Source organism: Arthrobacter sp. HLT1-20, from assembly GCF_054510895.1.
This window is the reverse complement of record NZ_JBTNDR010000051.1, coordinates 1-21,988: the sequence shown is the minus strand read 5'-3', so window position 1 is coordinate 21,988 and position 21,988 is coordinate 1. Positions and strand designations below refer to the sequence as shown.

19 protein-coding genes and 1 tRNA gene are annotated in these 21,988 nt (G+C 63.5%); all 20 read left to right on the top strand.

Annotated elements, in window-relative coordinates; translation table 11 throughout:
* Nucleotides 1-225 precede the first annotated feature (225 nt).
* Entirely contained in the window at nt 226-1,434 is a 1,209-nt protein-coding gene (locus ACX80Q_RS17680) for an amidohydrolase (protein ID WP_459331846.1), read from the top strand.
* Nucleotides 1,435-2,166: 732 nt separating this feature from the next.
* The gene (locus tag ACX80Q_RS17675; protein WP_459331845.1) at nt 2,167-3,300 is read left to right on the top strand and encodes a BMP family lipoprotein; all 1,134 of its coding nucleotides are present in this window, start codon (nt 2,167-2,169) and stop codon (nt 3,298-3,300) included.
* Nucleotides 3,301-3,473: 173 nt separating this feature from the next.
* Nucleotides 3,474-5,054 carry an ABC transporter ATP-binding protein gene (locus tag ACX80Q_RS17670; protein ID WP_459331844.1) on the top strand — a complete coding sequence of 527 codons (1,581 nt, stop codon included), beginning with the start codon at nt 3,474-3,476 and terminating at the stop codon, nt 5,052-5,054.
* Complete coding sequence (locus tag ACX80Q_RS17665) at nt 5,051-6,331, top strand: ABC transporter permease (RefSeq protein ID WP_459331843.1); 1,281 nt, start codon at nt 5,051-5,053, stop codon at nt 6,329-6,331. Before ACX80Q_RS17670 ends, ACX80Q_RS17665 begins: the two co-directional genes overlap by 4 nt.
* Nucleotides 6,328-7,623 carry an ABC transporter permease gene (locus ACX80Q_RS17660; RefSeq protein WP_459331842.1) on the top strand — a complete coding sequence of 432 codons (1,296 nt, stop codon included), beginning with the start codon at nt 6,328-6,330 and terminating at the stop codon, nt 7,621-7,623. Before ACX80Q_RS17665 ends, ACX80Q_RS17660 begins: the two co-directional genes overlap by 4 nt.
* Nucleotides 7,610-8,056 carry a cytidine deaminase gene (locus ACX80Q_RS17655; RefSeq protein WP_459331841.1) on the top strand — a complete coding sequence of 149 codons (447 nt, stop codon included), beginning with the start codon at nt 7,610-7,612 and terminating at the stop codon, nt 8,054-8,056. Before ACX80Q_RS17660 ends, ACX80Q_RS17655 begins: the two co-directional genes overlap by 14 nt.
* Before the next feature lie 57 nt (nt 8,057-8,113).
* Nucleotides 8,114-9,436 (top strand): thymidine phosphorylase, encoded by a 1,323-nt coding sequence (locus ACX80Q_RS17650; protein ID WP_459331840.1) that lies wholly within the window; start codon nt 8,114-8,116, stop codon nt 9,434-9,436.
* A gap of 156 nt (nt 9,437-9,592) precedes the next feature.
* Nucleotides 9,593-10,507 (top strand): DedA family protein, encoded by a 915-nt coding sequence (locus tag ACX80Q_RS17645; protein ID WP_459331848.1) that lies wholly within the window; start codon nt 9,593-9,595, stop codon nt 10,505-10,507.
* A 33-nt stretch (nt 10,508-10,540) separates the two neighbouring features.
* Nucleotides 10,541-11,761: an adenosine deaminase gene (locus ACX80Q_RS17640; protein WP_459331839.1), complete on the top strand. Its 1,221-nt coding sequence runs from the start codon at nt 10,541-10,543 to the stop codon at nt 11,759-11,761.
* Nucleotides 11,762-11,814: 53 nt separating this feature from the next.
* The gene (locus ACX80Q_RS17635; protein ID WP_459331847.1) at nt 11,815-12,459 is read left to right on the top strand and encodes a MazG nucleotide pyrophosphohydrolase domain-containing protein; all 645 of its coding nucleotides are present in this window, start codon (nt 11,815-11,817) and stop codon (nt 12,457-12,459) included.
* A 256-nt stretch (nt 12,460-12,715) separates the two neighbouring features.
* Nucleotides 12,716-13,996, top strand: a complete 1,281-nt coding sequence (gene eno / locus ACX80Q_RS17630) for a phosphopyruvate hydratase (RefSeq protein WP_459331838.1) — start codon at nt 12,716-12,718, stop codon at nt 13,994-13,996.
* A 189-nt stretch (nt 13,997-14,185) separates the two neighbouring features.
* Nucleotides 14,186-14,893: an FtsB family cell division protein gene (locus ACX80Q_RS17625; RefSeq protein WP_459331837.1), complete on the top strand. Its 708-nt coding sequence runs from the start codon at nt 14,186-14,188 to the stop codon at nt 14,891-14,893.
* Nucleotides 14,894-15,043: 150 nt separating this feature from the next.
* Nucleotides 15,044-15,700, top strand: coding sequence for a DUF501 domain-containing protein (locus ACX80Q_RS17620; RefSeq protein ID WP_459331836.1), 657 nt, complete (start codon nt 15,044-15,046; stop codon nt 15,698-15,700).
* A gap of 44 nt (nt 15,701-15,744) precedes the next feature.
* Nucleotides 15,745-16,698, top strand: a complete 954-nt coding sequence (locus tag ACX80Q_RS17615; RefSeq protein ID WP_459331835.1) for a Ppx/GppA phosphatase family protein — start codon at nt 15,745-15,747, stop codon at nt 16,696-16,698.
* Nucleotides 16,699-16,768: 70 nt separating this feature from the next.
* Nucleotides 16,769-18,163, top strand: coding sequence for a S8 family serine peptidase (locus ACX80Q_RS17610; RefSeq protein WP_459331834.1), 1,395 nt, complete (start codon nt 16,769-16,771; stop codon nt 18,161-18,163).
* 161 nt (nt 18,164-18,324) lie between these two features.
* The gene (locus ACX80Q_RS17605; protein WP_459331833.1) at nt 18,325-19,782 is read left to right on the top strand and encodes an NAD(P)/FAD-dependent oxidoreductase; all 1,458 of its coding nucleotides are present in this window, start codon (nt 18,325-18,327) and stop codon (nt 19,780-19,782) included.
* 129 nt (nt 19,783-19,911) lie between these two features.
* Nucleotides 19,912-20,412 carry a GNAT family N-acetyltransferase gene (locus ACX80Q_RS17600; RefSeq protein WP_459331832.1) on the top strand — a complete coding sequence of 167 codons (501 nt, stop codon included), beginning with the start codon at nt 19,912-19,914 and terminating at the stop codon, nt 20,410-20,412.
* 63 nt (nt 20,413-20,475) lie between these two features.
* Nucleotides 20,476-20,548 (top strand) — tRNA-Leu (locus ACX80Q_RS17595).
* A gap of 124 nt (nt 20,549-20,672) precedes the next feature.
* The gene (locus ACX80Q_RS17590; protein ID WP_459331831.1) at nt 20,673-21,518 is read left to right on the top strand and encodes a Bax inhibitor-1/YccA family protein; all 846 of its coding nucleotides are present in this window, start codon (nt 20,673-20,675) and stop codon (nt 21,516-21,518) included.
* A gap of 122 nt (nt 21,519-21,640) precedes the next feature.
* The coding region (locus tag ACX80Q_RS17585) for a TerC family protein (RefSeq protein WP_459331830.1) at nt 21,641-21,988 on the top strand (348 nt) is incomplete at its 3' end.

The following is a 21,988-nucleotide window of genomic DNA, read 5'->3' as shown; positions in this document are numbered from 1 at the left end:
CACGGAGCCAGTCAGTTGCTGAGTCACATTCATCAGATGGTACAGCCGCTACCTACTCTGCCAGCTAGTCCCAGACCAGCTACATACAAGACTCACAGTCAGTTGCTTAAGGGGCCTAGACGCAACCGCTGACATACGCAAATGACGCAGCCGATTTCACCGGCGCCGTGTCATGCTGGGCAGTCAATACCAACCCCGGTCACCGACATGGATAGAGTTTGAACTGTGCGCAATTACTCGCTGGAAACAGAACCGACTGAGTTGGTAGGCCCGTGGCTGGAACCTCTTCTTGAGGAAGTCATTGAGTTCCGCCGGGACCTGCACGCCCACCCGGAATTATCATTCCAGGAGTTCCGCACCTCGGGCAAAATCTATGACCGGCTGGTGGCGGCGGGGCTGAACCCGCGACGCCTGGACGGCACGGGTGTGATCGTGGACATTGGCGAGGGTCCCATTGCGACGGCGTTGCGCGGGGACATTGACGCCCTGCCCATCGTGGAGGAGACGGGGCTGCCGTTTGCCTCCCGCAACCACGGGGTGACCCATGGCTGCGGGCACGACTTCCACACAGCCGCCATGCTGGGCATCGCCCTGGTCCTGGCCAAGATGCATGCCCACACCCCTTTGGGTGGCCGGGTCCGGATCATTTTCCAGCCCGCCGAGGAAACCATGCCAGGCGGTGCGCTGACCTGCATCGATCAGGGCGCCCTCGATGGCGTGCCCCGGATTCTGGCCTTGCACTGCGACCCGCGTGTTGAAGTGGGCAAGATCGGAACCCGCATTGGCCCCATCACCAGTGCCTCCGACACCATCAAGATTGAACTCTCCGGCCGTGGCGGGCACACCTCCCGCCCGCACCTGACGGAGGACCTGGTGTTCGCGCTGGCGCAGATTGCCATCAGCGTCCCGGCAGTGCTGTCCCGCCGCGTGGATGTGCGCAGCGGCGTGTCAGTGGTGTGGGGGCAGATCAATGCCGGCTCGGCACCCAACGCCATCCCAGGCCACGGCGTCATGAGCGGAACCATGCGCTGCCTTGACCGCGAGGCCTGGCATTCCGCCGGGGAGCTCCTGGACGACGTTGTTCAGCAGGTTGCGGCCCCCTTCGGTGTCGACGTGCACCTGGAGCACACCCGCGGCGTCCCGCCGGTGGTCAACTCCGAGCACGAGACAGCAGTCATTGAGGCGGCAGCCCGCGCAGAATTGGGCGAGGACTCCGTGGTGCTGGCGCCGCAGTCCATGGGCGGGGAGGATTTCGCCTGGTTCCTGCAGGGCATTCCCGGATCCCTGATGCGTCTGGGCACCCACGTCCCCGGAGGCGAGGAGTATGACCTCCACCGCGGCGACTACATAGTGGATGAGCGCGCCCTTTCGGTGGGCATCCGGGTGCTGTGCGCCGCTGCCCTGCGCACCCTGCGCTCGCCCGACGAAGGCTGATTCAAGGACTACGCCAACCCGGGACCGTCCGGCCTTAGTACTGCCCGGCCCTAGTGCCGTAGTGCCTTAGTGCCGTCGTGCCTTGGCGCCGGACAAGCACGCCATGCCGGCGGCCCCTGAGACCCGTCCCCTGCTAGTCCGACGCCGGACACGCCACTTCTGGCCGGTCGTGGACTCCCGCACGTCCGGTCGTGGACTCCCGCACGTCCGATCGTCGATCCCCGCATGGCGGGGCCAGGTCCCTCACAGTCAGTGGTTGCTGCCGTCCGCACAGCCACCAAAGCGGGCCGGCCGGCCAGCCACCCACCATGCTGGCCAGTGCGCCGCAGCTCTTGTCCTCACCTGCACCGGGGCGCCGCAAACACTCCTGCCCGGGCTCCGCCATATCACCGGCACTGACCGACGGCGCCGTCCGGGCCGGTTGGGCATGTGCGGCGTGAACAGTGGCTTCAAGCGCTTGACGTGGGACGAAAAAAGTGCTGATATTGGCACTCTGGAAGCCCTTGTGTAACGGTTGCCCAACGATGGTGTTCGGGTCCCCCTCCTGCAGCACTACCTACGGGTAGCAAAAGGACACTAGTGTGTTCCATAGCACCGCGACGCAGGGGTGCGCCAAGGCACGCGGGTTCGCTCCGCCGTCCGGCCCCGGAAGGGGTACGAACAAACGGGGCAGGCCCGCGCTGGCATGTGGCGCCATTCCTTGCCAGCGGCCATACATACCATGGAGGAACCTTGAAAAATCTGTTTCTAAACACTGTCAAGCGCGGAGCCGTTGTTGGCACGGTTGCAGTCAGCGCCGTTGCGCTGATGCTCACGGGCTGTGGAGAGGCCCCGCCGGCTCCCGGCGGCGGTGGCAGCACGGGGAACGCGGCTGCGGCCAACTACTTGGGCTGCATCGTCTCCGACTCCGGCGGATTCGACGACCAGTCATTCAACCAGTCCTCCTATGAGGGCCTGCAGAAGGCGAAGGCCGATCTGGGCATCAAGGTCAAGGAAGCCCAGTCCGCCAGCACCGCCGACTTTGCGCCTAACCTGAGCCAGATGGCCAGCGCCGGCTGCAACCTTACTGTCACTGTTGGCTTCCTGCTGGCCAAGGCCACCGAGGAAGCTGCCAAGGCCAACCCGGATCTGCACTACGCGATCGTCGATGACAACACCATCAAGGCTGCCAACGTCAAGCCGGTTGTGTATGACACAGCCCAGGCTGCGTTCATGGCCGGATATGCAGCGGCGGCCGTGTCCAAGACGGGCAAGGTGGGCACCTTCGGTGGCATCAACATCCCCACCGTCACCATCTTCATGGACGGTTTTGCTGCCGGTGTGAAGTACTTCAACGAGAAGCAGGGCAAGGACGTCAAGCTCCTGGGCTGGGATGCTGCAACCCAGCAGGGTTCCTTCGCCAACACCTTTGAGATCATCCAGGAAGGCACCAAGATCACCAACAACTTGATCTCCGAAGGCGCCGATGTGGTTATGCCCGTTGCCGGCCCGCTCGGCAAGGGTGCAGGCGACGCCATCCTGGCCGCCAACAAGGGTGGCAAGGACGTCAAGCTGGTATGGGTTGACTCCGACGGTTTCCTGACGGCACCCACCTACAAGACCATCCTGCTGACTTCCGTCATCAAGACCATGGGCACCGCCGTGGAAGCTGTCATCAAGGATGACCTGGCCGGCAAGTTCGATCCGACACCGTACGTTGGCACCCTGGAAAACGAGGGCGTTGCCTTGGCACCGTTCCACGACCTTGATGCTGCCGTCAGCGCGGACACCAAGAGCCAGCTTGAAGCGATCAAGAAGGGCATCATCGACGGTTCCATCAAGGTCGGCTCCAAGGCCAGCGAAGGACTGCTGGGAACCACCCCGTAGCCCCCTGTCAGTCGCTAACGAGTCGCTAGCAAACCGCTAGCCAGCCGCTAGAACGGTTACGCACCTGCGCCGGCACCCACGGACCTGTCCCTGGGTGCCGGCGCAGGAACGCAGCCACTAAAATTGGGCCTGCACCAGTCACCCTCCAACAATCCGCAGACGGGTTAAAAACGTTGAAACTAGAACTTCGGGGAATCACCAAGAGATTTGGGTCCTTGGTGGCGAACGACCACATTGACTTGGTGGTGCAATCCGGTGAGATCCACAGCCTTCTTGGCGAAAATGGAGCCGGAAAATCCACCCTGATGAACGTCCTGTACGGGCTGTACGAACCCAGCGACGGGGAGATCCTGATCGACGACGTTCCCGTGCGCTTCTCCGGTCCTGCGGACGCCATGGCGGCCGGAATCGGGATGGTGCACCAGCACTTCATGCTGGTGCCGGTGTTCACAGTGGCCGAAAACGTGGCGTTGGGTGCCGAATCCACGACCTTTGGCGGGGTCTTGAACCTGGAGGAAACCCGTGCGAAGATTCGCGAAATCTCCGCAAAGTTCGGCTTCGATGTTGACCCGGACGCGCTCGTGGAGGACCTCCCCGTGGGTGTCCAGCAGCGTGTGGAAATCATCAAGGCGCTGGTGCGCAACTCCAAAATCCTCATCCTGGACGAGCCCACAGCCGTGCTCACACCCCAGGAAACCGATGAACTCATGGACATCATGGCCCAGTTGAAGGCCGGCGGCACCTCCATCGTGTTCATCTCCCACAAGCTGCGTGAGGTCAAGGCCGTCTCGGACACCATCACGGTGATCCGCCGCGGCAAGGTGGTGGGCTCCGCCGCGCCGTCGGCCTCCACTACCGAGCTGGCAGCCCTGATGGTGGGCCGCGCCGTCAACCTGACGCTGGAGAAGGCAACGGCCACCCCCGGCGATCTCACGTTCCAGGTCAATAACCTGACGGTGATGAACGACGCCGGCCAGAGACTTCTCGATGACATCACCTTGAGTGTGGCCCAGGGCGAGATCTTGGCCGTGGCCGGCGTGCAGGGCAACGGCCAGAGCGAACTGACCGAGGCCGTGCTGGGCCTGCAAAAGCACGTTCTGGGCTCCATCACGCTGGGCGGGACCGAACTGGTGGGCAAGAGCGTGCGCCAGATCCTTGACTCGGGCGTGGGTTTTGTGCCCGAGGACAGGCAGGATGATGGCCTGGTGGGCGAGTTCTCGATCGCCGAAAACCTGGTCCTGGACCTTTATAAACATGCGCCTTTCTCCCGCCGCGGCACCATGAACCGGGCCGTCGTTGCGAAAAACGCCGTGGACAAGGTGGCCGAGTACGACGTCCGGGCGCAGTCCTCCCAGGACGCTGCGGACACGCTCTCCGGCGGAAACCAGCAAAAAGTGGTGTTGGCGCGGGAACTGTCCCGTCCCCTGAAGCTCTTCATCGCCTCACAGCCCACCCGCGGCGTGGACGTGGGCTCCATCGAGTTCCTGCACAAACGCATTGTGGCCGAGCGCGACGCCGGTACCCCCGTGATGATTGTGTCGACGGAACTCGATGAGGTGCTGGAGCTGGCGGATCGGATTGCAGTACTTTTTGCCGGCCGGCTCATGGGCATTGTGCCCGGAAAATCCAGCCGCGCATTGCTCGGCCTCATGATGGCGGGCCTGCCCGCTGGCGAAGCACAGGAACAGATGGACAATCAGGCCAAAGAAGCCAACGGCACAGACAATTCCAACGGCACAGGAGTGCAGCCATGAGCGGGGCAGAGATGGGAAGTCCGGGCACGGCACCGGATGGCCAGGGCGCGAAGGCGGAGGAGCTGAAACCGGCATCACCGCCGGAGGCAAATCCGGAGGCAAAGCCGGCGAAGGAAAGCAACGGCACCCAGCTGGTTCGGGAGATCATGAGCGGCAACGCCATGATCTCCATCCTGGCAGTGGTGGTGGCCCTGTTCATCGGCGGAATTTTGATCGCCTTCACCGATGCCCGTGTCACAGCGGCGTTGGGTTATTTCTTCAGCGACCCGGGCGCCACGTTCCGGGCCATATGGGCGGCCGTTTCGGAAGCCTACGGTGCCCTGTGGCGCGGCGCCACCTACGATCCGAACTCCCGCACCTGGCAGGGCCGGCTGGGAATCTTTGAGACCTTGACCTTTGCTACACCCTTGATCCTGTCCGGCCTCGCCGTGACACTGGCCTTCCGGGTTGGCCTGTTCAACATTGGCGCCAAGGGCCAGATCATCATTGGTGCCACGTTTGCCGGTGTGGTTGGTTTCATGATTGAGCTGCCCCCGGGCATCCACCTCATTGCGGTGGTTTTGGCGGGCGCCATCGGCGGTGCACTCTGGGGCGGCATTGCCGGTTTCCTGAAGGCAAAGACAGGTGCGCATGAGGTCATTGTGACCATCATGCTCAACTACATTGCCGTCTCCCTGGTGTTGTACCTGCTCAAGAACCCCTTGCGGGACCCCTCCAGCAGCAATCCCATCAGCCCGCCCATGCATGAAACAGCCATGTTCCCGCTGCTGCTGGGACCCAATTACCGGCTGCACGCCGGACTCATTGTGGCAGTGCTGGCCGTCGTGGCCGTTTCCTGGCTGCTGAACCGGTCAACACTGGGCTTTGAGTACCGTGCCATTGGCGCCAACCCGCGCGCAGCCCGCACGGCAGGCATGCTGGTATCCCGCGGCTACATCACCGTCATGCTGATCTCCGGCGCCCTTGCCGGCTTGGCTGGCGTGACCCAGCTGGCCGGGACCGAGAAAACCTTGGACGCGGACATTGCCGGCAGCATCGGCTTTGACGCCATCACGGTGGCCCTGCTGGGGCGCTCCAAACCGTGGGGCACATTCTTTGCTGCCCTCCTCTTTGGCGCCTTCAAGGCGGGCGGCACCTCCATGGCCGTCAACGCCGACGTTTCCATTGACATTGTGGCCGTGGTGCAATCCTTGATTGTGCTGTTCATTGCCGCCCCTCCCTTGATCCGCTCCATCTTCCGGATCAAGGCAGTTCGCCATGAAGGAGTCACAGCATGAGCATCATCGCCAAGAGCGCTCCGTCAGCGCATGTTGACGCCGTAGCTATCCGCAGTTGGAAGGTGCCGATCCTCCTCGGGATCCTGACCCTGTTCGCCGTCGTCGTTTTCGTCCTGCTGGGCCCCAGCGGCACCGCCACCTTCAGGATTTCCCAGGATAATGATGTCTGGCAGGTCCCCGACCTGGTGCTGCCAGCCAAGGCCATGGGCATCATTGTCTCGGTGATGTGCGCGGCGCTGACGTACCTGGCGTACAGCCAGACCAAGGACACCGGCAAGATCGCCAAGTGGGTCCTCATGACGTTCACCGTGGTGTTTGTGGTGGGCTTGATGGTGTGGATGATCGGCGGCACCACCTCACAGAACATCACCCTGGTGGGACTGTTCACCGGTGCCATGCTCATCACCACGCCGCTGGTGTTTGGTGCCATGTCCGGCGTCCTGTCCGAACGGGCCGGTGTGGTGAACATTGCCATCGAGGGCCAGCTGCTGGCCGGTGCGTTCACGGCCGCGCTGGTTTCCTCCATCACCCACAACGCCTTTGCCGGGCTGTTCGCGGCGGCTGTGGCGGGTGTCCTGGTCTCGGCCATGCTGGCCTTGTTCAGCATCAAGTACGTGGTGAACCAGATCATTGTGGGTGTGGTGCTCAACGTCCTGGTGTCCGGGCTGACAGGGTTCCTGTTTGAGAAGATCATGAAGACCAAGGTGGACGGGGTCACCATCTACAACCAGCCCGCCCAGCTGCCCGGCATCCCCATCCCGGTGTTGTCGGAGATCCCCATCCTTGGGCCCATGCTGTTCCGGCAGTCGCTCATTGGCTACTTCATGCTGATCCTGGTGGTGGCACTGTGGTTTGGCCTGTTCCGTACCCGGTGGGGCCTGCGGGTGCGTGCCGTGGGCGAACACCCCAAGGCAGCCGACACCGTGGGCATCAACGTCAACCGGACCCGCGTGCTTAACGTGCTGGCCGGTGGCGCCGTGGCGGGCGTGGGAGGCGCGTACTTCACCCTGGTCGCCGTCAGCAGCTTCAGCAAGGACATGACCGGCGGGCTTGGCTTCATTGCCCTCGCGGCCCTGATTTTCGGCCGCTGGAACCCGATCGGCGCGGCACTGGCGGCCCTGCTCTTTGGTGTTGCCGGCAACCTGCAAAGCATCCTGTCGCTGGCCGGGACACCCATCGACGGCCAGTTCCTGGCCATGCTGCCCTACGCGCTGACCATCCTGGCGGTGTCCGGATTTGTGGGCAAGGCCATGGCCCCGGCAGCCGACGGACAACCCTATGTCAAGGAGTGACGTGTTGAGCCATGCCCTGGACGACGGCGGCTGGGAGCCTTTGCGCCTGGCCGCCACGGCCGCACTGGCCAACGCCTACGTGCCATATTCGCAGTTCCCCGTGGGTGCTGCCGCCCGGCTCGAGGACGGCAGCATAGTCTCCGGCTGCAACGTTGAGAACGCCAGCTATGGGCTCACCCTGTGCGCCGAATGCACCATGATCGGCGCAGCGAGGATGAACGGCGGCGGCCTCATCACGGCGTTCTACTGTGTTGATGCCCACGGCGGAATCCTCATGCCGTGTGGGCGCTGCCGGCAGATCCTGAATGAATTCAGTACGGCGGAGACCCAATTGATGACGCCCTCAGGGGTCAAGACCATGGACCAGGTGCTCCCGGTCGCCTTTGGGCCGCGGGACTTGGCACGGATCGCCGCCAACGGTCCGGAACACTAGCGTTAACGGCCTCAGCCACCAAGCAACAGCAAGCACTGACGACTGGACGGACACACCATGAACCGCGAAGACTATGCAGGTCCCAGCTTTGACGCCGTTGACATCATCCGCACCAAACGTGACAAGGGCACGCTGAGCCCGGAGCAGATCGCCTGGACCATTGACGCCTACACGCGCGGAACCATCGCCGACGAGCAGATGGCGGCCCTGAACATGGCCATCCTGCTCAATGGCATGGACCGGGCCGAGATCGCCCAGTGGACGGCCGCCATGATCAACTCGGGGGAGCGGATGGACTTTTCCGCCCTCCGGTCCCCGTCCGGGGCGCCCATGCGCACCACCGACAAACATTCCACGGGCGGGGTGGGGGACAAGATCACCTTGCCGTTGGCGCCGTTGGTGGCGGTCTTTGGCGCCGCCGTGCCGCAGCTGTCCGGGCGCGGCCTGGGCCACACGGGCGGCACGCTGGACAAGCTGGAAGCCATCCCCGGGTGGCGGGCCACCATCAGCAATGAGCAAATGATGCGCCAACTCTCCGAGGTGGGTGCCGTGATCTGCGCCGCCGGTGCGGGGTTGGCCCCGGCTGACAAGAAGCTGTACGCCCTGCGGGATGTCACCGGCACCGTGGAGGCCATTCCGCTGATCGCCTCCTCCATCATGAGCAAGAAGATTGCCGAGGGCACCCAGGCGCTGGTCCTGGACGTCAAGGTTGGCTCGGGCGCCTTCATGAAAAACGTTGACATGGCCCGGGAACTGGCCCAGACCATGGTGGCACTGGGCCTGGATGCGGGCGTCAACACGGTGGCCCTGCTGACGGACATGAGCACACCCCTGGGCTTGACGGCGGGCAACGCCATTGAAGTTCAGGAGTCCGTGGAGGTGCTGGCCGGCGGCGGCCCGGAAGACGTCGTCGAACTGACAGTGCGGCTGGCGCAGGAAATGCTGGAAGCCGCCGGCATTCGCGACGCCGACCCTGCCGCAGCGCTCAAGGACGGCCGGGCCATGGATGTGTGGCGGCGCATGATTGCAGCCCAGGGCGGGGACCCGGATGAGGCATTGCCGGTGGCCCGGGAGTCCGAGGTGGTCTATGCCCCGGCCGACGGCGTCCTGGTGGGCCTGGATGCGATGGCCGTGGGGGTTGCCGCGTGGCGCCTCGGGGCAGGCCGGGCCCGCAAGGAGGACATTGTCCAGGCCGGTGCCGGGGTGCGCATGCATGCCAAACCCGGCGCGTTGGTACGGGCTGGCGAGCCGCTCATGACGCTGTTGACGGACACGCCGGAGAAGTTCGACCGGGCCAAGGAAGCACTTGTTGGGGCCGTGACCATCGCCCCGGAGGGGTCCCGCCCGGCAAACCAGCTGATCATCGAACGGATCAGCTGAGCTGCTGGCGGCACGGGCCGGAGTTTTGCCCGTAGTCCCAAGGTGGGAGGGCCGCTTGCGGATCTAGTCCTGTGGACGGATACCGGAGCGGCCCCGGCCGTGGCAAACTTAGGGCAGACAACCACCACAGGAGAGGAACCATCCACTGTGGATTTTATGCACATCGTGGGGCAGATCAACTACGCGATCGACCATTCGGCAGCCCAATGGTGGGTCATCCCGCTCGTGAGCTTGTTCTGCCTCATTGATGGATTCTTCCTCTTTTTGCCCAGTGAGACCGCCATTGTTGCGCTGGCATCCATTTCGGCCAAAACCGGCTACCCCAACATCTGGCTGCTGATCCTTGGCGCCTCCATTGGCGCCATCATTGGTGACAACATTGCGTACTTCATGGGCCGCAAGCTCGGCACCACCCGCTTCAACTGGATGCGCCGCCCCCGCGGGGCCAGGGCGTTTGCCTGGGCGGGCAAGGAACTGGAAAAACGCGGCGCCATCTTGATCTTCACCGCCCGCTACATTCCCGTGGGCAGAATTGCCGTGAACTTCACCGCCGGGGCCACCTATTTCCCGTGGCGCCGTTTTGTGGTGCTGGACGGCATTGCCGTGGTGACGTGGGCCGGCTACTCCGTGGCCGTGGGAACCTTTGCGGGCCGCTGGGTCCACGACAACCCGCTGCTCGGGGTGGGCATCGCCATCACCTTCGCCATTCTCATTGGCTTTGTGGTGGACCACGCCATGAAATATCTTCACCACTTCCTGGAGAAGCGCGGCAAACTGCAGCCCCGCCCCGAGCCCGGCCTGGCGGCGGCCCTGCACGCGGAGCAGGTCCGTGCCGACGCGGCCGCCAAGGCACAGGCTCAGCTTGCAGCGGAATCCTGCACCGTGGAAACTGCAGCCGACACCCCTGCCAGCAACGGGGAAACGTCCCCGGGAACCGTGCCGAAGACGCAGAAAACGCTGCCGGAGGCTCCTGGGCGGGCGGCCGCAGCGGTTCCGCTGCTTCCCCATCATCATGGCGATGACGTCACGGTGCCCGCAACCGCCCAAACGACCCGCGCCGGCAGCAACTAGCGCAGCGCCCCTCTCATCCCTAGAGTGGGGATTGTGACTAACTCAACTTCAGCGCAAGCAGCCCACTCCCTCCCCGTTGTGGACCTGAAATCCTTGCCAAAGGTATCCCTGCACGATCATCTGGACGGCGGTCTGCGCCCAGAGACCATCATTGAGTTGGCTGCCGCGGCAGGCCATGTGCTGCCCGCCACCGACCCCGAAGAATTGCGCAACTGGTTTGTGGCACAAGCCAGCTCGGGTTCCCTGGTCAGCTACCTGGAAACCTTTGAACACACGGTTGCCCTCATGCAGACGCATTCTGCCCTGGTGCGGGTGGCCCGTGAATTCGTTGAGGACCTGGCCGAGGACGGTGTTGTTTACGGCGAAGTGCGCTGGGCACCGGAGCAGCACCTCCGCGCCGGGCTGAGCCTGGACGAGGCTGTGGAAGCCGTGCAGCTGGGCCTGGAGGAAGGCATGGACGCCGTGGACGGGGCGGGTGGCTACATCGAGGTGGGCCAGATCGTCACAGCCATGCGCCACGCTGACCGCGGCGCCGAAATCGCCCAGCTGGCCGTCCGTCACCGCGACAACGGCGTGGTGGGCTTCGACATTGCCGGCGCCGAGGACGGTTTCCTGCCCTCCCGCTTCGCCGAGGCCTTCACTTTCTTGGCCGAGAACAATTTCCCCACCACAGTGCATGCCGGGGAGGCAGCCGGGCTGGACAGCATCCAGGATGCACTGGTCCACGGCCGCGCCCTGCGCCTGGGCCACGGTGTTCGCATTGCCGAGGACATCCACCTTGACGTGCAGGAGGAGGACGGGCACGACGTCGGCACCGTCACCTTGGGCGATCTGGCCCAGTGGGTGCGCGACCGTCAGATCCCGCTGGAGCTGTGCCCGTCGTCGAACCTGCAGACAGGCGCCATCGCGGCGTTCGGCACCACGATCGCCGAACACCCCATTGACCTGCTGCACCAGCTCGGCTTCAACATCACCGTCAACACCGACAACCGGCTCATGAGCGGCACCACTCTGACCCAGGAATTTGGCCTGCTGGTGGAGACCTTTGGGTACGGGCTGGACACCGTGCTGGAACTGACCCTGAACGCCGTGCACGCAACGTTCCTGCCCATTGAAGCGCGCGAGCACCTGGCGGACTTCATCATTGAGCACTTCGAGGACGCCATGGATGAGATGGAGGACTTTGAGGACTCCGACGACTTTGAGGGCTTCGACGGTTCCGAGGACTTCGATACGGACGACGCGAAAGATTGACCACTAGTTCCGTTCCCGACGCTGACGGGCGGGCCGCTGCCACATCACTGGAAATGGCCCGCCTTGTTGGCGTCATCGCAGCGCTGCGCGAGCATTGCCCGTGGACCGCGGCGCTGACCCACGAATCCCTCACCACGTACCTGCTGGAGGAATCGTACGAGCTCATCGAGGCCATTGAAACCGGCCACGGCGATCAAATCTCCGGTGAACTGGGGGACATCCTGCTGCAGGTGGTCCTGCACTCCCGGCTGGCTGCGGAATCGGGGCAATTTGAGCTGGCCGACGTGGCCCGCGGACTCAGTGACAAAATGATCCGGCGCAGCCCCCACGTGTTTCACGCCGACGGCTCCCTGCAATCAACTTTTCCTGCCACGATCGCCGAGATCGAGGCCAGCTGGGAGCGCGTCAAGGCCGAGGAACGTGCCGGCGCTGGTTCCTCGCAGGACCCGGACAGCGGCCCGTTCGCGGGTATTCCGCGGTCCCTGCCGGCGTTGGCCATGGCGCAAAAGTCGTTGGAACGGGCTGCGCGGGCTGGACTGGGTGCAGCACCGTCCGCTGTGGACCTGGCCAGCCACGTCCGGACTGAAGACGAGCTCGGGAAGGTGCTGTTCGGCGTCGTACGGGCAGCCCAGGAGCGCGGGCTGGACGCGGAACGGGCCCTGCGCCTTGCCGTGCGCGCTTTCCAGGAAGAAAACTAGCCAGCGGCCCTGCTGACTTCGACGCCCGCGCACCGTTCGTGCCGTATGTGGCGCCAGTGTGAAGCTGGCGCCACATACGGCACGAACGGCACGCAGGTGTCATGTGAAACAGGAATTCGGCCGGACGTGCGGCAAATTGGCCGCCACAATGCCGCCCTGAGCGTAGTAAAGAGTGCCCCGTCACGCCGTCGGCTACGATTGAGGCGACAGCGTGGTCGAACCTGTACTGTAAAAAGCTGACTTTTAGGAGCAATACGTGGCACTTATTGAAGCCATTCATGCACGCGAAATTTTGGATTCCCGTGGAAACCCCACAGTCGAGGTAGAGGTTCTCCTCACCGACGGCGCCATGGGCCGTGCTGGTGTTCCCTCCGGCGCATCCACGGGTGCCTTCGAGGCAGTGGAGCTCCGCGACGGCGACAAGAGCCGTTACCAGGGCAAGGGTGTTTTGCAGGCAGTCGAGGCTGTTTTGGAAGTCATCGCCCCGGAACTCGAGGGCATCGACGCCACTGACCAGCGACTGATCGATTCCATGATGTTGGAGCTGGACGGCACCGCCAACAAGGGCAAGCTCGGCGCCAACGCCATCTTGGGTGTTTCCCTGGCCGTGGCCAGCGCCGCAGCGGAGTCCGCCGGCCTGCCGCTGTACCGCTACCTGGGCGGCCCCAATGCGCACGTTCTGCCCGTTCCGTTGATGAACATCCTCAACGGCGGCTCACACGCCGACTCCGATGTTGACATCCAGGAGTTCATGATCGTTCCCTTGGGTGCGGCAACGTTCTCCGAGGGTCTGCGCTGGGGTGTTGAGGTTTACCACAACCTCAAGGCCGTTCTGCAGGAAAAGGGCCTCTCCACCGGTTTGGGCGACGAGGGTGGCTTCGCGCCGAACCTCCCCTCCAACCGTGCAGCCCTGGACCTGATCCTGGAAGCCATCAAGCGTGCCGGCTACGAGGCTGGAACGGACATTGGCCTGGCCCTGGATGTTGCCTCCTCCGAGTTCTACAAGGAAGGCGCCTACCAGTTCGAAGGCAAGGCCCTGACTGCCGCCGAGATGAGCGCCTACTACGCCGAACTGGTCCGCGACTACCCGCTCGTCTCCATCGAGGATCCCCTGGATGAAGATGACTGGGAAGGCTGGAAGACCCTGACCGACGCCATTGGCGACAAGGTGCAGATTGTTGGCGATGACTTGTTCGTCACCAACCCCGAGCGCCTCTCCCGCGGCATCGAGACCAAGACGGCCAACTCCCTGCTGGTCAAGGTCAACCAGATCGGTTCCTTGACCGAGACCCTGGACGCCGTCTCCATGGCCCAGCGTGCCGGCTACACCACCATCACCTCGCACCGCTCCGGCGAGACCGAAGACACCACCATTGCTGACATCTGCGTTGCCACCAACGCCGGTCAGATCAAGACAGGTGCCCCGGCCCGCTCCGAGCGCGTTGCCAAGTACAACCAGCTCCTGCGCATCGAAGAAGAACTCGATGACGCAGCACGCTACGCAGGCCGCAGCGCGTTCCCGCGTTTCAAGGGCTAAAGAGCAGTTCCGGCCGCGGCGGCTGGCCCAAGGTAGGGAAACTCATACCTGGACCGGCCGCCGCGGCTTTGCTGTTTCCGGCGCGGGATCGGCGCCCCACGTCCCGTGGTGGCTTCCCCAAGGTAAGGGCGCCCTGCGTTTAGACTGGGCAGCAGCAGTTGATTTTTTTAGGCAAGGTTTAGGAGAAGCATGGCCACGCGACGGCCCTCGGTGCCTAAAGCACAGTTCACAGCCGGCATGGGTGCTGACCCGGAGTCAAAGAAAGTTCCCACGGCCCCGGTTTCTGGCACGACGCCGGACGCTGGCTCAGGCGGTGAGCCCACCCCGGGCGCCGCTAAGGCAGGCGGGCCCCAGGCCCGGCAACGTGCCTCGGCGCCCACCAGTCGCAGCCATCAGGACGGCGTCATCCACACCGCCGGCAGCAGCCCGGTGCCGGCCCGCAGGTTCTCCGGCCGCCTTTTGGTTTTGGGTCTGACCATGGGTGTTGTCACGTTGCTCCTGGCCCCCAATGTGCACACCTACCTGCAACAACGAGCTGAAATCTCGGCCCTGCGCGACGACATTGCCGCCAAGGAAGCCCAGCAAAGCGCCTACAGTGCCGAATTGCTGCGCTGGGACGATCCCGCCTACATCAAGCAGCAGGCCCGGGACAGGGTGAGCATGCTCATGCCGGGGGAGACCGGATACTGGGTCTATGGCGCCGACGGCGCTGCAGGGACTGAGGATTCGGTGGACGCCGCCAAGGCTGCCGCCGCCCAGGCCACCACCGCCAAGAAGGCCACGGAAATCACCGTTGAGCCCTGGGTGGACGCCCTGTGGGGGGCCGTGAAAAAGTCCGCCGAAACAACGGCACCGACGGCTCCGGCCCCAGTCCCCACGACCAAACCAGCCCCCTGAGCAGACAGCCGGATTCATGGCGTCCGCTCCAGCACGGTAAAATGGCTGGTTGAACCCCACCGCCAAGCCAAGACAATCGGCGCGCGTGTGTCACTCCGTCCACGGGAATGGCAGCCGCCAGCATTGAAACAGTTCCATGAAAGGCCCCTCGTGCCCGCAACAGAAAGCTCCGCTACGGACGGGCGCGTCCCCACTGCGCTGGACCTGGACACGCTCAGCCGCCAGCTCAACAGGCCTGTGCGCGACGTCGTCGAGATCCCGGCCCGATGCGTGTGCGGCAATCCGCTGGTGGCTGCCACAGCGCCGCGGCTGAGCAACGGCATCCCGTTCCCCACCACCTACTACCTCACTCACCCCGTGCTCACGGCGGCAGCCTCCCGTTTGGAGGCCGCAGGCCTGATGAATGAGATGACTGACAGGCTGGCCGTTGACACGGAACTGGCGGCTGCCTACCAGCACGCCCACGAGGCCTACATTGCCGCCCGTGAAGCCATTGGTGAACGCGCCGGCACCGGCCCCGTTCCCGAGACTGCGGGCATTTCCGCCGGCGGCATGCCCACCCGCGTCAAGTGCCTGCACGTGCTGATTGGCCACGCACTGGCTGCCGGTCCCGGCGTCAACCCGCTAGGCGATGAGGCGCTGGCCGCCGTGGCCGAGTGGTGGACGGCCGAGAGCTGCTACTGCGAAGGGGCCTGGGACCATCAGGCTCCCGTGCCGAACAAGGACCTGAGCCGGCACGTCAGGCACCTGAATCAGCTCAAGGACGAAGCCGCCGCTTCCAGCACGGATTCCAGCACCGAAAAGTAGCGCCACCGTCGCCAGCCGAGTAACACCACCCGAAAGGCTTTTCCATGCGTGTTGCCGCCATTGACTGCGGAACCAACTCCATCCGCCTGCTCATTGCAGACGTTGTCCCAGATAACCACGGCGGCGTGGTGCTCCACGATGTGCACCGCGAAATGCGCGTGGTCCGGCTGGGACAAGGCGTGGATGTGACAGGCATGCTTGCCGAGGATGCGCTGGAGCGGACCTTTGCGGCAACGCAGGACTATGCCGCCTTGATCGCCGCCCATGGCGTGGAGCGGGTGCGTTTTGTTGCCACCAGTGCCACGCGCGACGCCGGCAACAAGGACGTTTTTACGGCGGGGATCCAGGCCCGGCTCGGGGTGGCTCCTGAGGTTGTCAGCGGTGCCGAGGAAGCCGGCTTGTCCTTTGCCGGGGCGGCCAGCGTGCTGCCCACCACGGCACACCGCAACATTCTTGTGGTCGATTTGGGTGGCGGCAGCACCGAGTTCGTCGTTGGCAACTCGGAGGGTGTCAGCGGTGCGCTCAGCACCAACATGGGTTGCGTGCGGTTCACCGAAAGGTATTTGCAAAGCGACCCGCCCACGGCTGCCGAAATTGCTGCCGCGGAAGCCGCCATTGACGACAAGCTCGACGAGGTGGTTGCCGCGATGGGGTTGGACGCGGTGGATGAGGTGGTGGGTGTGGCAGGGTCCATCACCACCATCACAGCCCACGCATTGGGGTTGGCGAGCTACCAGAGCGAGGTGATTCATGCCGCCGTCGTGCCTCGGCAGGTGATCGACGCCGCAGCTTCGTCCCTGTTGTCCATGACCCGCGCCGAGCGGGCCGAGCTTGGATTCATGCACCCCGGCAGGGTGGACGTCATTGGGGCCGGCGCGCTGATTTGGCGCACAGTGCTGCGGCGGGTGGCCCGGCTCAACGCAGGACGGCTGGAATCGGTGACCACCAGCGAACACGATATTCTTGACGGAATTGCCCTGGGTGCGGCCAAAAACTGATCCCGACCTCAACTGGAATCGAGCATTCATGGAGTTAGCGCCACGGAAGCGTAGCCTTGCTGCCGCGCTCATGACGCTTGCCTTGGCCGCCTCCCTGGCACTCGTGGCGGCACCGGCGGCCTCGGCGGACGACATCCGCAACCGGCAATATTGGTTGCAGCAGTACGGCATCGAGACGGCGTGGGAGGAAACCCAGGGTGAGGGCGTGAAAATTGCCATCATCGACAGCGGCATCGACAACTCCCACAGGGACCTGGCCGGCGCCGTGGTGGGGGGCACCGACATGTCCGGGGCTGGCTCCGCCGACGGCAGCAAGGGTGTGGGGGCCGAGCCCGAGCACGGCACCCTCGTGGCAACCATGTTGGCCGGGCGCGGGCACAACTCCAGCACAGCCACCGCCAAGCCCAGCAAAACGGCCCAGCCCAGCAGCAGCGCACCTGCCAAGGACACCGTGGGCGTAGGTCCCGACGGGGTCATCGGTGTGGCGCCCAAGGCCGAGCTCCTGAGCGTTTCCGTGTGGTTGGGTAGCGAGAACCCCTCGGGAAAAAACATTGACGACCAGATCCCGGCAGCTGTGAAGTGGGCCGTGGACCAGGGCGCCAAGGTCATCAACATGTCCCTGGGCAGTACCTCAACGGCCTGGCCACAAAGCTGGGACGATGCGTTTGCGTACGCGGAAGCCAAGGATGTTGTCATTGTGGCGGCGGCGGGCAACCGCAAATCCGGCAGCGAGCAGGTGGGTGCCCCCGCCACGATTCCCGGCGTCCTGGCCGTGGGCGGCTTGGACAAGGACGGCACAGCCAGCGTTGATTCGTCCTCACAAGGCATCAGCATTGGTGTCAGTGCCCCAGCCGAGGACCTGGTGGGCGGCCTGCCCGGCGGCGGCTACGCCCAATGGAACGGCACCAGCGGTGCCGCGCCCATCGTCTCCGGCGTGGCCGCCCTGATCCGGTCCAAGTACCCGGAGATGACGGCCGCCCAGGTCATCAACCGCATCATCTCCACCGCCAAGGCCAAGGGTGAGGGGCTGCCCAATGCCATCTACGGCTACGGGATTCTTGATGCCGGAGCAGCCCTGAATGCCGATGTTCCCGTCGTCCAAAAGAACCCCCTGGGCAGCATTTCTGAATGGATTCGCGTGCACCGCCGCGGTGAGGTGGTGCCACCTACCAACGGCCCGCCCGCCACCAGCGTCCCCCAGCCCAAAGCCACGCTGTCCGAGCATGCTGCCCCCGTTGCCGTCCCGGTCGGGGAACTCTCCAATGCCGGGCCACAGGCTTTGGTCCTGGGGTCACTGGGGTTGTTCGTGGTAATTCTCGCGGCCGGCAGCACCCACCTCGTGCTGGTCCGCCGACGAATACTGGCGTCCGACGGCGCCGCTGGCACCGATGAGGATTCCGAGGGCGCCTGGGGTGCCCACACCAGCCAGGAGGTCCGGCCGCAACGGCCCGGCCACAAGCATTAGCCTCCCGAACGTACAGTTGATGCCGATGTTGAGCGCGAACATCGGCATCAACTGTACGTTCGGCGAGGGGGAGCGGCACACTGGACGGGACGACGCAAGCCCGTTACGCCGTCGTGTAACAGGCTAGTGAATATTTTCACAAAGAGCGGTATTATGGACTCATGGCAATCACACCCACCTTTTCAGCACGACCGCGCGTCCTTGTAGTTGGCGGCGGCTACGTCGGCTTTTACACGGCGCTTAAACTGCAGAAGAAGATCGCGAAGTCCGGTGGCATCGTCACCCTCGTTGATCCCCTGCCCTACATGACGTACCAGCCGTTCCTGCCCGAGGTGGCCGGCGGCAACATCGAGGCCCGCCACGCGGTTGTCTCCCACCGCATGCACCTGAAGGACACCGAGCTCATCCAGGGCGCCGTGACCAACATTGACCACGAAAACCGCACGGCAGTTGTTGCCCCGGTTGACGGCGGCGCTCCGTTCGAGCTGCCCTACCACGATGTGGTTATCGCGGCAGGTGCTGTCACCCGCACCTTCCCCATCAAGGGCCTGGCCGAGTCCGGCATCGGCTTGAAGACCATTGAAGAAGCTGTTGCCCTGCGCAACCAGGTGCTGTCCCTCATTGAGCTGGCCTCCACGGAAGCCGATCCCGAGCTGCGCAAGCGCCACCTGACGTTCGTGGTTGTTGGTGGCGGCTTCGCCGGCATCGAGACCATCGCCGAGCTCGAGGACATGGCCCGCGCCGCCGTCAAGTTGAACAACCGCGTGGAGCAGTCCGAACTGCGCTTCGTGCTGGTTGAGGCCATGGGCCGCATCATGCCCGAGGTCACCGAGAAGCAGGCACTGTGGGTTGTGGAGCACTTGCGCAGCCGCGGCGTTGAGGTTCTGCTGAACACGTCCTTGGACAACGCAGAGAACAACAACCTCAAGCTGATCAACCTCCCGGACAAGTCCGTTGCGCAGGAATTTGATGCTGACACCCTCATCTGGACGGCCGGCGTCATGGCCAACCCCATGGTCCGCTCCACCGACTTCCCGATCGAGCCTCGCGGCCGCGTTTCGGTCAACGTCAACCTGCAGATCAACGGCGAATTCGGTGTCATCCCGAACGCCTGGGCTGCCGGCGACGTTGCAGCCGTGCCGGATGTTACCGGCGGCCTGCCGGACGGCACCTGCGTCCCTAACGCCCAGCACGCCCTCCGCCAGGCCAAGCGCCTTGCCAAGAACCTGTGGGCCAGCCGCTTCAACAAGCCGCTGACCGGCTACAAGCACAAGAACCTGGGTGCTGTTGCCGGCTTCGGCGAGTGGAAGGGTGTTGCCAAGGTTATGGGCATCCAGCTCAAGGGCCCCCTGGCCTGGTTGATGCACCGCGGCTACCACGGCCTGGCCATGCCCACGTTTGAGCGCAAGTTCCGCGTGCTCATGGACTGGTTCGTCGCCTTCTTCGCCGGCCGCGACCTGGCCCAGCTCGAATTCCTGGACAACCCGCGCCGCGCGTTCGTCACGGCGGCCACCCCGGCCCCGAAGCCTGCTGCCAAGCCGGCCGAGGCTGCCCCGGCCGCCGAGCCCGCCAAGGCGGAAGCACCGGCGGTCAAGGAAGAAGCAACTGCTTCGAAGTAGTGAGCACCTCACGGGTCGCTCACCTTCTTGACCCAAGCACGACGGCGGCCCTCCCCACCTGCGGGAGGGTCGCCGTCGCGTTTTCCAGCCTCCCGGTTTGCTAACAGGTGCAGGCATTAGACTGTTTTGATGATCATTAGACGCGAGCAGGCCGGGGACAGGCCGGAAATTTTGGCCCTCGTGGCGGCCGCCTTTCCCGAACCTGTGGAGGCCAAGCTGCTCCGTGAGCTCTTTGCCTCGCGCGAATACATTCCGGAGTTGTCGCTCGTGGCGGAATCGGACCGGGGCGAAATTCTGGGCCACGTGATCACCACCCGTGGCTGGATTGGTGCCGAAAAATCGCTGGGATTGGGCCCCATTGCCGTGCTGCCTGCGTACCAGAACCAGGGTGTGGGCGCGGCCCTGATGAACGCTACTATTGACCGGGCCAACAAGATGGGGGAGTCAACCCTTGTTCTTCTGGGCAGCACGGAATACTACCCCCGCTTTGGGTTTGTGCCGGCGGACTCCATGGGAATCAGTTCCCCGGACCCGTCGTGGGGTTCACATTTCATGGCGCTGGCTTTGGATGCGTACAAGCCCGGCCACCATGGGCACTTTAAGTATTCTGAGCCGTTCAACTCACTTTAACTGCCGGTTTCTGTAGCAGGCTTACCATCCAGTAGTGTTGATTGCAGCTGGAAAGCAAGCTACGCCCCAGTAGCCCAATGGCAGAGGCAACAGACTTAAAATCTGTAAAGTGTCGGTTCGAGTCCGACCTGGGGTACCTGCAGACCAAGTAAGTCCGTGGCGGTTTCCTGAGGAATCCGGAAACAAAAACGGTGGTTCGAACGTCATACTAAGTACCTAATAGATCGTTTTTGTCCACTAATTTCTAAGGAATCAGAACAATGGCACTAGGTGGAAATCCGGTTTTTGCCAACAACAAGAACTTCAAGGACACACCCTCCAACAAGGGTGGCTACCTCAACGGCGGGACCGACACCATGTCCACGCAGGCGCAGTTCTCTGCCGCCCAGTTGCAGGACATGTACAGCAAGCCCTCTGCGAATGCTTCGCAGACAGGCCGCATGAGCTACGACGACGTCATCATGAAGACTGTCTTCACCCTTGGCCTGGTGCTGGTTGGTGCGGCCCTTGGCTGGATGGCCCCCATCCTGATGTGGCCGGGCATGATTGTTGGTTTGGTGCTGGGTCTGGTGAACTCCTTCAAGAAGGAGCCGTCCCCGGCACTGATCCTGGCCTACGCCGTGTTCGAGGGCATGTTCCTTGGCGCCCTGACCGGTGTGCTTGAAGCACAATTCCCCGGAATTGCCATTCAGGCCCTGCTGGGCACGCTGAGCGTGTTCCTGGTGACCCTGGTGCTTTTCCGCAACGCCAAGGTCCGCGCCACTCCCAAGATGACACGCTTCTTCATCATCGCCATGGCCGGCTACGCGCTGTTCTCGCTGGTGAACTTCTTCCTCATGATCTTCAATGTCACCACCACCCCGTGGGGCATCAATGGCATGGACATCCCCGGCACCAACATCCCCTTCGGGGTTGTCATTGGCCTGCTGGCCATTGGTTTGGCCGCCTTCTCACTCATTGTTGACTTCACATCCATTGAGCAGGGTGTGCAGCGCGGCGTGCCTGCCAAGTACTCCTGGACAGCGGCCTTCGGCCTGACAGTGACCCTTGTGTGGCTGTACGTGGAGATCCTGCGCCTGTTGGCCATTCTGCGCGGCAACGACTAAATCCGGACCACGCCCTTCACCACATCAGCGATTGCCCGACCCCTGACTTCAGGGGCCGGGCATTGCTCAAATTTTCTGGAATTTGGCAGACCTTGCCGACACGAAACTAGCGAAAGTACCTCATGACTGTTTCACCCCTGATTTGGGGCATTACCATTGTGGTTATTTTGGGCCTGTTGGCCTTTGATTACTTCTTCCATATCCGCAAGGCGCATATTCCTACCTTGCGTGAGGCTGCCATTTGGTCTTCCATTTATGTTGGCTTGGCTGTTGTTTTTGGCATTGCTGTGTTTGTGTTTGGTGGCGCCACGATGGGTGGTGAGTACTTTGCCGGGTACATCACGGAAAAAGCGCTCAGCGTTGACAACTTGTTTGTGTTCCTGGTCATTATGGCGAGTTTCAAGGTTCCTCGTGAGGATCAGCAGAAGGTTCTGTTGTTCGGTATTGTCTTCGCGTTGATTGCCCGTACG